General features: G+C 52.3%; 14 protein-coding genes. 4 read left to right on the top strand and 10 right to left on the bottom strand.

From position 1 onward, the window contains the following. Positions 1 to 88: 88 nt before the first annotated feature. Positions 89 to 1,255, top strand: a complete 1,167-nt coding sequence (locus tag CLV74_RS01885) for a tyrosine-type recombinase/integrase (RefSeq protein ID WP_106262503.1) — start codon at positions 89 to 91, stop codon at positions 1,253 to 1,255. 63 nt (positions 1,256 to 1,318) lie between these two features. Next, complete coding sequence (locus CLV74_RS23445) at positions 1,319 to 1,498, top strand: helix-turn-helix transcriptional regulator (RefSeq protein WP_106262502.1); 180 nt, start codon at positions 1,319 to 1,321, stop codon at positions 1,496 to 1,498. A 63-nt stretch (positions 1,499 to 1,561) separates the two neighbouring features. Here CLV74_RS23445 and CLV74_RS01875 read toward each other — a convergent pair whose 3' ends face one another. The 4 genes from CLV74_RS01875 to CLV74_RS01860 form a co-directional block, all read right to left on the bottom strand. Beyond that, positions 1,562 to 2,122: a metallophosphoesterase gene (locus CLV74_RS01875; protein WP_106262501.1), complete on the bottom strand. Its 561-nt coding sequence runs from the start codon at positions 2,120 to 2,122 to the stop codon at positions 1,562 to 1,564. 178 nt (positions 2,123 to 2,300) lie between these two features. Continuing rightward, a complete protein-coding gene (locus CLV74_RS01870) occupies positions 2,301 to 4,370 on the bottom strand; it encodes a UvrD-helicase domain-containing protein (protein WP_106262500.1) in 2,070 nt (689 codons plus the stop codon). After that, on the bottom strand, positions 4,352 to 6,388 hold the full coding sequence (locus CLV74_RS01865) for an ATP-dependent nuclease (RefSeq protein ID WP_106262499.1): 2,037 nt from the start codon (positions 6,386 to 6,388) through the stop codon (positions 4,352 to 4,354). The genes CLV74_RS01870 and CLV74_RS01865 overlap by 19 nt, the downstream gene beginning before the upstream one ends. Before the next feature lie 357 nt (positions 6,389 to 6,745). Then, positions 6,746 to 6,979, bottom strand: a complete 234-nt coding sequence (locus CLV74_RS01860; protein ID WP_106262498.1) for a helix-turn-helix domain-containing protein — start codon at positions 6,977 to 6,979, stop codon at positions 6,746 to 6,748. 72 nt (positions 6,980 to 7,051) lie between these two features. Here CLV74_RS01860 and CLV74_RS01855 point away from each other — a divergent pair, with 72 nt between their 5' ends. Next, positions 7,052 to 7,477 carry a hypothetical protein gene (locus tag CLV74_RS01855; RefSeq protein ID WP_146134887.1) on the top strand — a complete coding sequence of 142 codons (426 nt, stop codon included), beginning with the start codon at positions 7,052 to 7,054 and terminating at the stop codon, positions 7,475 to 7,477. Between the two features lie 37 nt (positions 7,478 to 7,514). Here the strand turns inward: CLV74_RS01855 and CLV74_RS01850 are convergent, their stop codons facing one another. The 6 genes from CLV74_RS01850 to CLV74_RS01825 form a co-directional block, all read right to left on the bottom strand. After that, positions 7,515 to 8,903, bottom strand: coding sequence for a relaxase/mobilization nuclease domain-containing protein (locus CLV74_RS01850; RefSeq protein ID WP_106262496.1), 1,389 nt, complete (start codon positions 8,901 to 8,903; stop codon positions 7,515 to 7,517). Next, complete coding sequence (locus CLV74_RS22520) at positions 8,890 to 9,252, bottom strand: plasmid mobilization protein (RefSeq protein WP_146134886.1); 363 nt, start codon at positions 9,250 to 9,252, stop codon at positions 8,890 to 8,892. Before CLV74_RS22520 ends, CLV74_RS01850 begins: the two co-directional genes overlap by 14 nt. Positions 9,253 to 9,952: 700 nt before the next feature. After that, a complete protein-coding gene (locus CLV74_RS01840; RefSeq protein ID WP_106262494.1) occupies positions 9,953 to 10,162 on the bottom strand; it encodes a hypothetical protein in 210 nt (69 codons plus the stop codon). Positions 10,163 to 10,165: 3 nt separating this feature from the next. Then, positions 10,166 to 11,728, bottom strand: a complete 1,563-nt coding sequence (locus CLV74_RS22515; RefSeq protein WP_146134885.1) for a hypothetical protein — start codon at positions 11,726 to 11,728, stop codon at positions 10,166 to 10,168. Positions 11,729 to 11,730: 2 nt separating this feature from the next. Beyond that, positions 11,731 to 12,471 carry a hypothetical protein gene (locus CLV74_RS22510; protein WP_146134884.1) on the bottom strand — a complete coding sequence of 247 codons (741 nt, stop codon included), beginning with the start codon at positions 12,469 to 12,471 and terminating at the stop codon, positions 11,731 to 11,733. Between the two features lie 31 nt (positions 12,472 to 12,502). Further along, positions 12,503 to 13,084, bottom strand: a complete 582-nt coding sequence (locus CLV74_RS01825) for a recombinase family protein (RefSeq protein ID WP_106262491.1) — start codon at positions 13,082 to 13,084, stop codon at positions 12,503 to 12,505. A gap of 96 nt (positions 13,085 to 13,180) precedes the next feature. Here CLV74_RS01825 and CLV74_RS01820 point away from each other — a divergent pair, with 96 nt between their 5' ends. Next, positions 13,181 to 13,882, top strand: a complete 702-nt coding sequence (locus CLV74_RS01820) for a helix-turn-helix domain-containing protein (protein ID WP_245888423.1) — start codon at positions 13,181 to 13,183, stop codon at positions 13,880 to 13,882. Positions 13,883 to 13,894: the final 12 nt, after the last annotated feature.

Genomic DNA, 13,894 nt, shown 5'->3' with positions numbered 1-13,894 from the left:
ACTTCAAACTGTTAAGCTCCCGTCATGTCTCGCATTGTCTCAGGGCAGCGCGGCAAAAAATGTATATATTTACGGAGCTTAACAATACATGACTCATTACTACAGACTAAAGCCACAACAGCTGAAAACTCTGGCCAAAGGCAGGCATTGCGATGGCCAAGGCCTTTACTTCAATGTCAGAGGCGAAGGGCGCGGCCAATGGGAATTTCGCTTTAAACTCTGGGGCGTAGAGCATTGGACGGGTCTTGGCGGTTATCCAGCGATTGGCCTCAAGGACGCTCGGGATCGCGCGGAGGCGGCTCGGAAAGCCGTCTCGAACGGAGAAAATCCGATTAGAGTGAAGCGGCGGGAAAAGTCGCTGCTGAACGTCGAAAATGGATCGCTCGCGGTACTCGTTGAAAAAACGCACGACTCCCTCCGAGCGGAACTGAAACACGGTGACCCGACGAACAAGTGGTCGTCTCCCCTGCGCACCCATGTTCTGCCGAAACTGGGGTCCACGCCCATTATGAAGATCGATGCGCACGATTTGGCCCATTGCCTGCAGGCCGCTTGGAAGAAGGCTCCAGAGTCCGGTCGCAAGTCGATGAACTGTTTGCGCAAGGTTTATAAATACGCCTTCGCGCATGGCTTTGACGTGGACATCACCGAGATCGAGAAGGCTGAAACGCTGCTCGGGCCGCGTTTGAAATCACAGAAAAACATGCCCGCAATGCACTGGAAGGACGTTCCCACATTCTACAGCAGCTTGAATGACATCTCGGTTGATCACCTTGCTCTCCGCCTTCTCATCCTGACAGGGTTACGGACCGATCCGATCCGTCACTTGCAGCTGGATCAGATCGAAGGCGACGTCTGGACCGTGCCCGAAGATCACGTGAAGGGGCGCGTGGGTCACGCAAAAACGTTCCGGTTGCCGCTGGGTCCAGAAGCGCTGGCTGTCATCGAACTGGCGAAATGTCATGAGTGGAATGGCTTCCTGTTCCCCAATTCAAAAGGCAAAGCGCTAGATCGCATGGCCTTGATCAAGTTGATGAAAGGGTTCGGGACCTCAGCACGCCCACATGGATTCAGGTCGGCAGTGCGCACTTGGATTTCAGAAACCACTGATACGGCAGAGGAAGTCGCCGAGGCCTGCATCGGTCACTTCGAGGCCAACAAGGTGGTGAAGGCCTACAAGCGCACAGACTTCTTCGAAAAACGGGTGCCGATCATGACGGAGTGGGAAAAATACGTGATCAGCGGCAAAAGTTAAAAAGTGTAAACGCCGTTTTAACGATCCTCTGGTACCTATGTCTCCATGCCATAGGACAACAATATGAAAGACAAATTTATCAGATGTAACCAAGTCGTAGAAATGACCGGCCAGAGCCGATCCACAATCTACCGGAAGATCGCGAATGACGCGTTTCCGAAGCCCATCAAGACCAGTGCGCGGTCCAGCCGCTGGCGGTTAAATGAGGTCATAGAATGGATGGAAAGCCTTCCCCGACTTTGAATGCCTAAGCAGGCCGAGTGTATATCGCTCGGCCTGTTTCCTTTGACGGATGGACTTCGCCAATCACCTCGATCTTGGCTCAACATCATCCCAATGCTTGTTCTTCGGCAATGTCTTGGTACGTCGGGCGACGTCGTTGATCGATACGGGCATGAAGTCCCAGACATCCACGCCCACATTGACCGAATTGTTCGAGCCTTTCCAGTTGTTGTGAACATGGCCAAACAATTGCAGCGCCCCTTTGCGCGCGTGGTTCCACGTGATCATCGGGTAATGGCAGAGGGTATTGGCAGGTCCGTTTGCGCCGTCTCGAAGTTCAACCAACTGGGACACTGACGTCCAAGGCAACTCCAGCGTCGGCGCAAGATCGTGGTTACCCACGATCAGATGTTTCTCTGCTCCTGGAAGCTGGAGAAAAATTGCCTCCAAGTACGCAGGGTCTTTAGCCTTCGCGCCGAAGGCAAAGTCGCCCAAGATCCAGAGATCGTCTTCCGGCCCGACAACCTTCCACATGTTCTCAATCAGCGTCGCATCCATTTGTGCGACAGAGCCAAACGGGCGCTTGCAGTGGGACAAGATGTTCTCGTGCCCGAAGTGGGTGTCGGCAGTGTACCAGATTGTCATCGGCTAAAGCCCCGAGATTGGATCACAAGGCTTACTGCCAGAATGGGAGTGGCGGGGCAAGCCGAGATTTCGGCCCGAAACGGCCCAGAACCGACATTCATAACGCTCACCAGATGCTGCGGTGCGGCCCGTCAAACCGGAGCTCCGTCGTTCATATAGCGGCAATTTTGTTTCCCCCCTAAACCCTAGCGGATTCAGGAAAGAACGATGCGATATCATCCGCCTCTTCCTGACTTTTCATTAGACGAACACACAAAAGATTCTTCTTTGTTCGTGAGCATGCAACATAAAGAAGCTTTCTGGATGCGGCCTCCTGCCTTGTTTCTGGAATGTTTTTCGTAAAACAACTCTGAAAGTCATATTCAGTCGTCCAACCATACTCGTCGATAACTAGAAGCACGTTCTCAATGCCCGTCCCTTTCGTCTTGTGCATCGTTGAAAACTGGCTTTCGCTGTCCTCATAATCATAGAATGCCCATATCTCACTAAGCGAGAGCGCCTCAGAAAAAAACGATTTCAAGAAATTCTTCTCTTTCAAGTGACTCAACATGTCATCGTATTCCAGCTCCAGAACCTCAACGTTGATGTGCTTCATACTCGTGGCAGCGACCTCATTTGTCATTTGGATTTTGGTACGGTGGCCGTTCCGATGTAGTTCTTCAAATTCAGAAAAAACAGGATCACCCGTAAGTCTTGCCAAAAGCTTGTCGCGACGATCAACAAATGCCTTGTGGCTGTCTGAAACCCTTAGCAAGCCATATGCGGCGGCATACTCTATTGCCTCATAGGCGGCGCGATCCTTCGACTCAAATGAGTGAAGCATTTCATTGAGCTTGGCCTTATCAGCCACTGACGTTATCGAAAATCCGCGCTTCCGTAATTTCGAGATTAGACGGTTATACGAGCGCCTATCACCAGGCAAACCTCTGTATAGAGTAACTAGGTCAAACAGCTCACCAAACTGCAACCTGTCAAGCGTCTTGCGCATGCGGTCCCGTGGTTCTGAATATCGATCATCAAATATCTGATATAGTGTTCCAAAGCCAACATCGCTCGCGATAGACTTATTCGTCAGTTTCAATTGAACATAGCCCGGATAATCAGAGGCGGTCTTTTCAACCAGTGCATCAAGCGCACTTCTGAACGATGCCATATTTGTCTTCCGATCTTCCACCTTATCTCCCGTATCAACCTCCTCAGGAGCCAAGTCGTACACCAGCTTCACGCTGCCCTGGCGGCTCTCAATGGTTTCAAGGGTTCCATCATCAAGCGATTTCAGTGCTACATCCTGCTTTAGTCCATCTGTCCGAAATTTATTGCTAAAATCAATGACCTGGCGAGAACACCGATAATTGTCCTCCTTCTTGACAAGAATAAGTTCTTTGGCATGGATATGTGATTGAGCGCTTCCTATGCCATCTGAGTAGATGGCCTGTTCGGAGTCGCCAAACAGGCCTATTACGGTCTTAGCGTTTTCAGGCAAACAGCGGAGAAGGACACGAATGACATCAGCACTTGTGTCTTGGTACTCGTCAATAAAAATGCAGTCGTATCGATTTGATACGATCCTGCCCAGAAACGGGAAGCTTTCAAATATGTGGCAGGCTAACGCGATTAAGCCATCATGACCGTATGAAGGATCACTGAAGTTGTCAAAGGAAGTATCATTGTAGAAAAACTCATTCGGCTGTCTCGCAGCCAGCACGTCGCAGATTTCCTTATTGACCCCGCGGATCAACCCATTGAGCTGTACATTGTATGTGTTGGGATCCTTGTCATAATCTCGTTTTCCAGTGACCTTAGTAGTGTCTTCCCCGAGTACCGTCCTGCGACGTTTTTCGAGTTGGCCGTGCACCTTCTTGAAGCGTTCGTGCTCCCCCTTCTTTCTTGCCTTTTCGTCGCCGCCATAGTGTTCATCTCCAAGGGCGCCAAACTCGGGTAACTCGAAGAGCTTCGGAAAAACCTGCTGGATGTTTTTCTTGAAGGGCGAAATTATCTCGTGCAAGAACGAGTGAATGGTCGAAACCGTGATATCGCAGGGCACACGGTCAGCAATTTCGTCTGCGGCCTTGTTCGTATGCGTGATACAGGCAATACGAAGGTTTGGATCTGTTTTCAGAACCTTTTGAATGACTATCTTCAGGCTCTCTGTTTTCCCGCTTCCGGCTCCGCCTTGAAGAACAAAGTTCTCGCCACTAGAAACAAGCTCAACAATCCGATCTACCGGATTCAATTTTTGCGAATCCATTTCAAACCATCCATGATATATTTTGGCACATTCCAGCTTTCGCCTTCTACTAATGCCAAGTATAAGATCGATCCGGCAAAATCGGATTTCTTACCAAGTATCTGATCTGTGAGGGAATAAAATTCATTGCCGCTAAATTTCTCTAGCGTTTCCCTGTTTTTCAAGCCCGCCAACATGTCCTTGCGGGCCTTTATTTTGTCCAGATTGATCGAAATGAACGCATCTTCAAAACTTCTTGCGTGGTACCCTTTCTCCTTAAGCTGGTGGGCAAGCTTAATCTGCCCTTCGCCTGAAGAGGCAGTTCCATCTATCAGTCGTCTATGCCATTCCGAGAATTTCGCCTTTTCTTTCGGATCAGGGGCGAAGAGAAAGTGCTTCAGGGTTTCATTTGAGGTGTGGCTCGACTCTGCAACTGGACAGGCGGAATAACTGGTATTTCCCGTCTTTTCACTGACAACAGCTTTGGTCGTGTCGATGTCGGTAATGACCAATGTGCGAATGCCAATGAATTCAAGAAATGGAGCGAACGCCCGCGCGTTAGCACCCACTTCGAGAACGGATATGTTCTGCGAAGAGAGCCCGCTCTCCGACGTTTCACCAACATTTTCCTTGTCATGTATCTCAATGAATAGAGGAAGCAATATGCGTTCTGTAGTTCCCTCGATGAAGATCGCTTTGCTTGCGAAGAACAGCTCAGCAGAGTTAATGGTGAGGTATTGCTTGAGAAATTGAAAAAGCGCGGCCCCATCCGCTCCAAGTTTTTCGTACTTTGCGCTCAGATCAGTGTGAAAATTCTTTATCGTGACAGGCTCTGCCGCAGAAAGCCGTGAAAGATATCTGATGTCCTCAAAGTCCGATTTGGAAACGATGTGTGAGGAATGGGTTGTCAACAAAGCCTGCAAATTTGGAATTTGAGAGATCAATCCTTGGATTTTGTCAGCGAAGACATACTGCATCTGCGGATGCGTGTGGGCTTCGGGTTCTTCGATAAGCAGGAGGTTCAGCGGGGCGTTTCGTCTGGCAAAGTCGTCACGGCACAACTCGATCTGCAACAGCAGATAAAGGATATTCAAGTATCCGAGTCCGCTATGGTGCTCAGGAAGAAAGTTGTCGGTTTCGCCGTATATGACTTGCGATGAGGCTTCGATCAGCGATTGTGATTGGATATTTGAGACGACCTTCAAGTCGCCCAGCTCCAGAAAGTCGCCCGAGCTTTTTAAAAACCCCCCGAAAACCTCCGCATACTGCTCTTCAAGCTGATCGTCGATTTTGGCAAGCATTGATCTGAGCTTTTCAATGCTCTCACCGTCTGACTCGGTGGCCTCATCGTCGTCATCGTCATTGGCCTCGATGTCGCGTTTTCTAAAGTACTTTGTAGATATCTCTGACAGAGGCTTGGGGCCACGCCCGTTGTCTTCCGAGCTAGCAACATTTCTGCGGGCATGAATGACTTTAAAGTTCAAAAGCGCCCGCACATCGGATCGCGCTTTCTCCTCCAGTTGATCGCGGTGCGCTAGGTAGTATGGCGTCTCCTCGGTGTGCCCGAAATCATCAAATGCATAAACCTTTAAAACCAGAAACTTACCGCCAAGGTTGTTTTCAATGAACTTCTTTCGTTCCTTCGTGTCCTTCGGCAACGCGCGAAGAAGTTTCTTTTTGTCTATGCAGCACTCGAAAAGGATGTTGGTATTTCGTCGCGTCGGATCAAGGTCCAGCATGAACTCGGAGAGTAACGCAAGGTTATCAGTCTCGTCGTAAGCTATACGCAGAACCAGCCTGATCGCGAGTTCCTCAATATTCGTCTCATCATCAATATCGAGCACTTTATTCCTTATTGGGATTGGAAAATCAGTGTAGTCAAAATGCTCGGGCTTTTCCAGGAACTTTTCCAGAAGAACAGCAAATGACGTTTTTCCGGTGTTGTTTTTGCCTACGAGGAGCGTTGTTTTTTTTCGCATGTCCAGGCAACAATCCTGTAAAAGTCGAAAATTTTCAATTTTAATCTGTTCAATATGCATGGCAATAATACGCTTGAGTGTGAGACCCGTTTTGGAGCCGTGATTTACCGAATGAATTATCACTCGATATCCACGCTCGCAAAGGGAATTTGTGGTCCGAAGACGACTTTCAGCGCAGCAGGGCAATGATCGGCTTCGATGTCGTCTAAATGTTGGGTTCCAAAATCATTGCATGGCTGGCTCGCACAAGCAGCGAAAGTCAGGCTCCCGCCCTTGGTTCTGTTCGCCGCAGACGAAATCGGTAGATTATCAGAGAAGCATCATTTCAGCTGTTTTTCCTACACAAACTATTTTTTGTGTAGGAAATGCGCGATTGCCTTGTTGCGAATATCCACCCCCTCGGAGCGAAGCTGTTTCTCAGTCCAAATATGGTTGCAGCAGAGCAAACGGCTCGTCACACAGCTCCTTTGCCCAAGCGCAAAACTCGAGCACGTCCAGACGGCGTTCGCAGAGTTCGACTTTCGCCACGTAAGATGGAGGCTTCCCGAGTGTCGCGGCCAATTGAGCCTGCGAGAGGCCCTTAGCTTTGCGCGCTGCGACCAGTGACTTGATCAGGTCGCGGTGCGCCTGCGTGTGGAGGGTGCCAGCCATGGAGGGGTCCGTTTGGTGTCGACACACCCTCCTACGCTCGATAATCATTACTCCCAAAATAGGAGTGATTCGATGCCTGATCCTGACTCAACCTTCATAGCGGATACCCGCATTTGCATGCCCGGCAGCTTTGCCCTTTTCATGCTCCGCTGCCGTGGAAGCGCCCCGTCCGAAGACATTAAGATGCTGCTGGCCCTAGGCCTCATTGCTCAGACACCCGTTGGACCTTTCCAGATCACGCAGAAAGGGCGGGATCTGACCGATCCTCATCCCATGGGCATGAACGAAGGCAGCCTTCTATCCATGTCCTGCATTCTTCACATGCAGGGCATTGGTCCCGTGGAAGTTATGCGCAACCGCGCTGAAAGCGTCATCACGCCCGACAGCTTTCTACCTGACGCCTACATCTGCAAGTTCCAAAGTCGGCTCGCAGAGCTAAGGCAGAACGGGCTGACCCGCTACAAAGGCGATGGACCTTCAGCGTTCAGATCTGAGTAGGTCCCTTGCGCCCTGACAACGCTTGGAGTGATCATGGTCATGGAACAGACGGTGGCTCCGATTCGGGGCCGTCGCGGTTTCTTTCTGGCCAATCTTCTTGGCTTTGGAGCTGCTCGGGCCTCTCTGGAGGAAGAAGCTTTGCGGTAGAGCGGGCTTTGAGGAAATTTCTAATTGTCTCTTGCCCGCCGAGGATCATTCGGCGGACGTTTTCCAAACCAAAGAGCACCTGCTGAAGCACTGAAAGAGGCCGCGCTACACGCCGAATGCGCGCCTCAAATTCCTTGAGAAAGTCTTGCAACCCTATGGGCTTTGGCTGCTTGGGACGCGCGGTGTCTTTCGCTGTGTGGGCTTGGGCTTGACGTGGCAACGGCTGAGTCACTCGCGCGGTTTCAGTGTCTGCAGCAGTTTGCCCAAGGACCGCATCAGTTGGTCCTGCTTCTCCATGCGCTCCAGCAACTGGACATTCTGTGCCTTTTGCTCCTCCAATTGGGTCACCAACGGATCCAAGGCTTGGCTGATCTGGAAGGGCAGCGCGTGTATCGCCTGAAGCACCTCTTGCTGCGTAGCTGTGTTCGTCTCCAAGTGCAGGACCAGCGGCGCGCTCAAGGCTGCGCTCCTTTGCGTCGCTGAGTTTTTGAAAGTCTCGGTCTTTGACATAGGAAAATCCTCTCTTCTCTAAATTCTTCAATGAAAAGCCCCGCCCAAGCGCGGACGCGGACAAAACATGCCCTTCCAGGCCAAAGGCGAAGCCAGAGAGCCTGCCTGTGGTCGCGGATATATTCGGGCGCACATCGACGCCGCAGCCTTCCAGAGCATCGACGAAATCGGATGCCGTGATCGGTGTTGCGGTCAGGTCTGTCAGCAACTGCTGCAGTTGTGCCTTTGATGAGATCTCGCCCTTTTCAGCCAAGACCAATTCACTGGATTTCGGCGCGGCGACGTGATCGGTTTTGCGATCTGGTTTAAGCAAATGGGAGGGCTCGACAGGGATCAGCCCGAAGGTCATCTCAATCTCCCGGATCAGCGCTTCACTGCGGCGATAGTCGTGACTGTCCGAGACGACTGTGCCGTCGAGCTTGATCCTACTGGCTGCGATATGAATGTGGTCGCCGTGGCAGACGGTCAGGTAGGCCTGAAAGCCCATCCCCTTGGCCCAGTGGTCGCCGATGGCTGCCCATTCCTGATCGGTCAGTTCACGGTCTTCTACGGGCAAGGAAATGGACATGTGCACGGTGTTCTTTGAAAGAGAGGGGCGCAGTTTCCTGAGCGACGCAAACTGCCGCTTTGCCGAAGAGGCATCAAACCCAAGGGATCCACCCACAATCGCCACCTTTGGCCGACGCCGACCTTGGTTGTCTTTTGTGCCCAGAAGGTAATCGACAAGACCACTGGCATTGGATCCCTTGATGAGCTTACCGATGGCCATGCTTGCCTCCGATCAGCCCTTCCCTGACTGTCTTCAGCGTGTGCGAAAGTCGGACAAGCACCTGAGCGAATTCTTCAGAATGGGCGAAGTGCCCTTGGTTGGCATGGAGTGTGAGTTGATTGAGGTTTGCAGTAGTCCGCGCCAGTTCTTCCCAAGCCAACTGATTGATCTGAGGGACAGATCTCGAGACGGTTTTGCCAAGCAGGCGACGGCGAGCATAAGCTGAAATCTTCAGACTGCCTGACGTTCCGCGAAGTTTGGCATACTCGGCTTCTGTCAGCCGAATATTCAAATGCCTGCTGCGTCTCTCAACTGCCTTTGGTCTGCCGCCGTTGTTCCTTCGTTCCATGATCACCTCGAATACATGCTGGACGCAGTTGGCATCCCAAGAGGCACATCACAACGTCCGCACTAGGCAGTTAAGATTCGAGGATTAAGAGAACGTTTACGCTTTACGTGGGTGGTGATATCTCAAGGCAAAACCAAGCTCAGATGACGAGACAAACACCCAACGGCAAGCTGACAAGAGGGAGTGCAAGCGAAGCGCGCACTCCCGTCCCGGCGTGAGCAAAGCGAATGACGGCGAGCGTTTTTGTGTAACAAAAACATGGCTCGCTAACAAAAATCAGACCTTTCACAATATAGGTCGTTCACAGAAAGATTTGTTCGGCCTGATTGGGAAGCCTGTCGAAACGTGTACTGAGCACGGAGATGGCTCCCCTCTCGAAGAGGAGCGCGCAGAAGATGCGCCCGAGAACCAGAACCAATGTTCTAGAATCAACCTAAAATGTCGCATTAGCGCTGACGTCAGACAACCACCGATGGTGACAAGGTCCTCCCGGACATTCCCCGTGACCCGATAATCATGCACTATCATGACAAAACCTTCCAAAAACCCAAACGTTTTGTCATAAGTTGTTGGAACGGCTAGCACCTGTGAACTTGATCGCTAAGTGGCGGTCTTTTTTGATCGTTAAATGGCACATTTGATTGCCGATACCGCGCCAAGTCGGGTGATATCAGCGTTCCCCAAGTTGGCATCGTGCCCGTCAGTTCAGCGCATCCTTGAATGGTTTTAGATGCGCAAAGAACGGCGCGGGGTTGCCGTGCATGTCTACAACCTCAATGCCATAGAGTGTCTGCTTGCGTGGCTCAGGAACGTGAGTGGGCTGTTTGACCCACTCGAATTTCTTGAACCCGTAGTCACTGGGGCAGAAGGCTTTGACCGTATCGCTGGGTTTGATGTCCTTGGAGCTCATCTCTCAGCCCGCGATCCGTTTTCCGGACTTGGCCGCTTTACGTTGCCTGGCTTCCATGGCCTTACGCTGTTTGCGGTTCATGGAGTGACCTTGCGGATGGCGGGGTGCGTCCGGGTGACCTGCAAAGGCGGGCGGGATGTTCGGCTCTGGTTTGGAGGGCTGCAAGAGCGTGCTTGTGTGGTTGGTGTTCAGGCCGAACATGCCAACAGGTGCGGGCATACGCGTGCCGATCTGTTCCCACTCTCCGGCAGCGTAGATCGCTTCGAGCGTTACATCCGAGCGAGCAAGAATGTAATCCTCTGGCTTGGGCAGCTCTTCGCCATGGGAATAGGGGAAGTGAAACGCGCGTTCTTCGACCGTTCCGTCCTCGCCCTTCATCCTACCGACCATGTAGCCATCGTCGGTGACTTTCCAGCCCTCGCTTGCAGCCATCTCCATGAAGGACACGTGTGTTCCATCCGGCAGGATAATCCGCGTGCCGAAGCGTACCTTGCCGGGTTTTGGTTCTGTCCAAGTACCATCGGTTTTTTGCACGGTGGCCGAGGCGTGGATCATCCTATCGCCCATGGAGCCAACTTTGCAGTTGGTCGCGGCGCGGATCATTGTGCCATCGGCACGCATGATCGCGCCATCGGTGCGCAGGATGTCCATCAGCGGAACGTGCTGGTCTTTGAATTTGCCATCAGCACAATAGTAAGCATGGCCGGGGGTCACGCCCGTATTCCAGAAATCCAGCAGATGCGTGGCTGTGTTGGTCATGGTGCGTGTAACAGGGCCGGGTTTGATCCGGCCTTTGTCGTCATAGGACACGACCAGATCGCCAACGCGGATTTCGCTGATTGGCTTTTCCCAGACCTTCGAAAGAACAAGCTGTTCGTCGTATGTACCGTCCGCGCGCGGTTTAATCGATGGATCGAGCGGCCACATCTGAATGGGCGTGTCTGCTTTGAAGCACTGGTTATTTTGAGCGCTGCCATTAACTCTTTGCAGTTCTCCATACCACCCACCAAGATATCCCGGAAGCGCTACAGGCCAGTTCTCCCAGTCAACCGGAGTGACTGTTCCTGCTTGATATACAGATTGAGCGTAAAACTCGACTTCACGAGCCACTACATATGCAACAGAGTTCGAGTTCTGAAACAATGCATTTTGATTTCCAGCAACAACGCTTCCTGTAATTCGTTCATATAAAGGTAAGTCGCCGGGGTGGTATGCGGCTTGATAAGCCGTATCATTCCCGAACAGTGCGTTTGCGCCGCGTCCAGCATCATCTAGGATTTGGATTGCTTCCTGTCGTGTGAGGCCAGAAACCAACGTATGGCGATGCTCTGGGGTGTAACCTTGATCTCCGAGTGAAAAATTACCGCCGCCCATGTTGACGACAAGCGGCACATCATCACGGTACGCTGCGTTTCCAAAACCACGTTCTGAGCTACCGATGCCAGTGGCTGGTCCGCCATGAATGCTCGCGACAACGCTGCCGTCTTGGTCAACTATATGGACGCCAGCATGGCCGTTATTGCCCGGAAGGTCTGTTGATACGACTTCAATAGAAAATTGAGACATGGTTAAGACTCTCCGCTTAATAGTAAAATTTCATCGTAGCTGATTGTTGCATGGTGATCTGGATAACCAAATATCAAAGTTCTTCCGTGTCCGAGCGTTGTTTGTAGGTCTGCTCCTGTAATCTCAGAAAGGCGATCTAAAATATCAGATTCTACTATGTTGGTTTGCAAATCAACATTAGCAAAGAAATCATCACCAGACCAATTTTCAGATGCCAGACGGTCAAGTTGATCGCTTGGCAAAACACTCTCAAAATAGTCTCGATGCATATCGGCTTGTACAGTTGCTACCAAATCAATTGCCCCTCTAGTTTCCATTGTCATTACAATGAATCGACCGTTCTCCGAAGACCATACTCTGACCTCTAGGATTTTGTATGATATTTGGAGGTTAGGTGTCGGGTTTGTTTGTTCTGGGAAATATGATCGGATTTCAGGGATGTATATGCCAATGCACCTCTTTATGCCCTGCTGAACTTCACATTCTGAATCTGGAAGATGTGAGAACGAGGCGCTTTCTGGCGCTGAATAAATACGTTCGATTGTGTTTTGGCTTAATCTGGGGGATACTGTTTCGCCCCAGGACGACTGGGCAATCACAAAGAACGAAAACGCTAAAGACCAAAACACTGGATTCCTCCTCATAAAATTATTCCCCGCAAGTGGCTCCCCGTGCTTGTCTGCACCAAACTGCAGCCAGTGTGCTGTTGATAGGACTCCATCGGAAACGGTTGGCTTTGTCACGCCCCATCTCCTCGGGCATCCACACCAAACGCTAACCCACCCCCGGCACCCTTTGCAACGTCCGATAGACGGTTGGTCGTGAGACGGAAAACACCTCAGCCAGATCGCTGACGGAATACTCGCCCGTGTCGTACATGCGGCGTAGCTCGCGGGATTGGCGGTCGGAGAGTTTTGGCTGTTTACCGCGCAGTTTGCCTTTGGCGCGGGCGATGGCCATGCCTTCGCGGGTGCGCATACGGATCAGATCGGCCTCGAATTCGGCGAAGGTGGCGAGGATGTTGAAGAACATCTTTCCCATCGGATCGGTCGGGTCATAGACCGACGCGCCCAAAGCGAGGTTCACGCCGCGCGCCTTCAGCTTGTCGGCGATGTCGCGGGCGTCGGGCACAGAGCGGGCGAGCCGGTCGAGCTTGGGCACGACGAGGGTATCCCCCTCGCGCACAGCGGCAAGGGCTTGGTCCAGACCGGGGCGGGCGCGGTTGGTGCCGGTCAGCCCATGGTCCGTGTAGATGCGATCCGGCGCTACGCCGAGATTTTCGAGCGCCTGCTTCTGCGCCGACAGGTCCTGCCGGTCGGTCGAGCAGCGCGCGTATCCGATTTTTGTGAAACTCATGCCTGTATTGTACGGATAAGGGGCCTCTTTTGCAAATTAAAGCGTACCATTTATCTGATACAAGTGGGGTGCTGGTTTCATGCGAGGTGTCCCATCATGCCAAAACGTCCGCTCACCGATCCCCTTACGGACAGTTTGACCACGCTGTCCGATGACCGGCGCGCCGAGGCACTGCGCCGGTTCAACATCCTGCGCTCGCATTTGGTCGATGCAGTTCCCCTGACGAAAGTGGCCCGTGCCAGTGAGGTTCCGTTGCGCACCCTGCAAAGATGGGTGGCCCGATATCGCCGACACGGGCTTGTCGGGCTGGCGCGGGCACCACGCATCGATGCCGGACGGCGCAAGATACCGTCTGAGTTGGTCGATCTGATTGAAGGTTTGGCCCTGCACAAACCCAAGCTGTCGGCAGCAGCGATCTACCGGCGCATCACCCCGATTGCTAACGCGCGGGACTGGCCGGTCCCGTCCTATGCCACGGTGCATGCCATCGTGGATGCACTTGATCCGGGACTTGTCACGCTCGCCCATGACGGCGCAGCCGCCTACCGCGACCGGTTCGAAATAATCCGCCGCCATCGTGCCGAAAAACCGAACGCGGTTTGGCAGGCCGACCACACACAACTCGATCTTTTTATCCTCGATGCAAACGGCGTGCCGATGCGGCCGTGGCTGACCATCGTGCTTGATGATCATTCTCGCGCCGTGGCCGGATATGCTGTTTTTGTTGGCGCACCTTCTGCCATCCAGACCGCCCTTGCCCTGCGGCAAGCGATTTGGCGCAAAGACACGCCGTCCTGACCGATCTGCGGC

It is taken from the genome of Donghicola tyrosinivorans, assembly GCF_003003355.1.
GTDB classification, from domain to species: domain Bacteria; phylum Pseudomonadota; class Alphaproteobacteria; order Rhodobacterales; family Rhodobacteraceae; genus Donghicola; species Donghicola tyrosinivorans.
The sequence above is the reverse complement of the archived record's forward strand: the minus strand, read 5'-3'. Positions and strand labels throughout refer to the sequence as shown.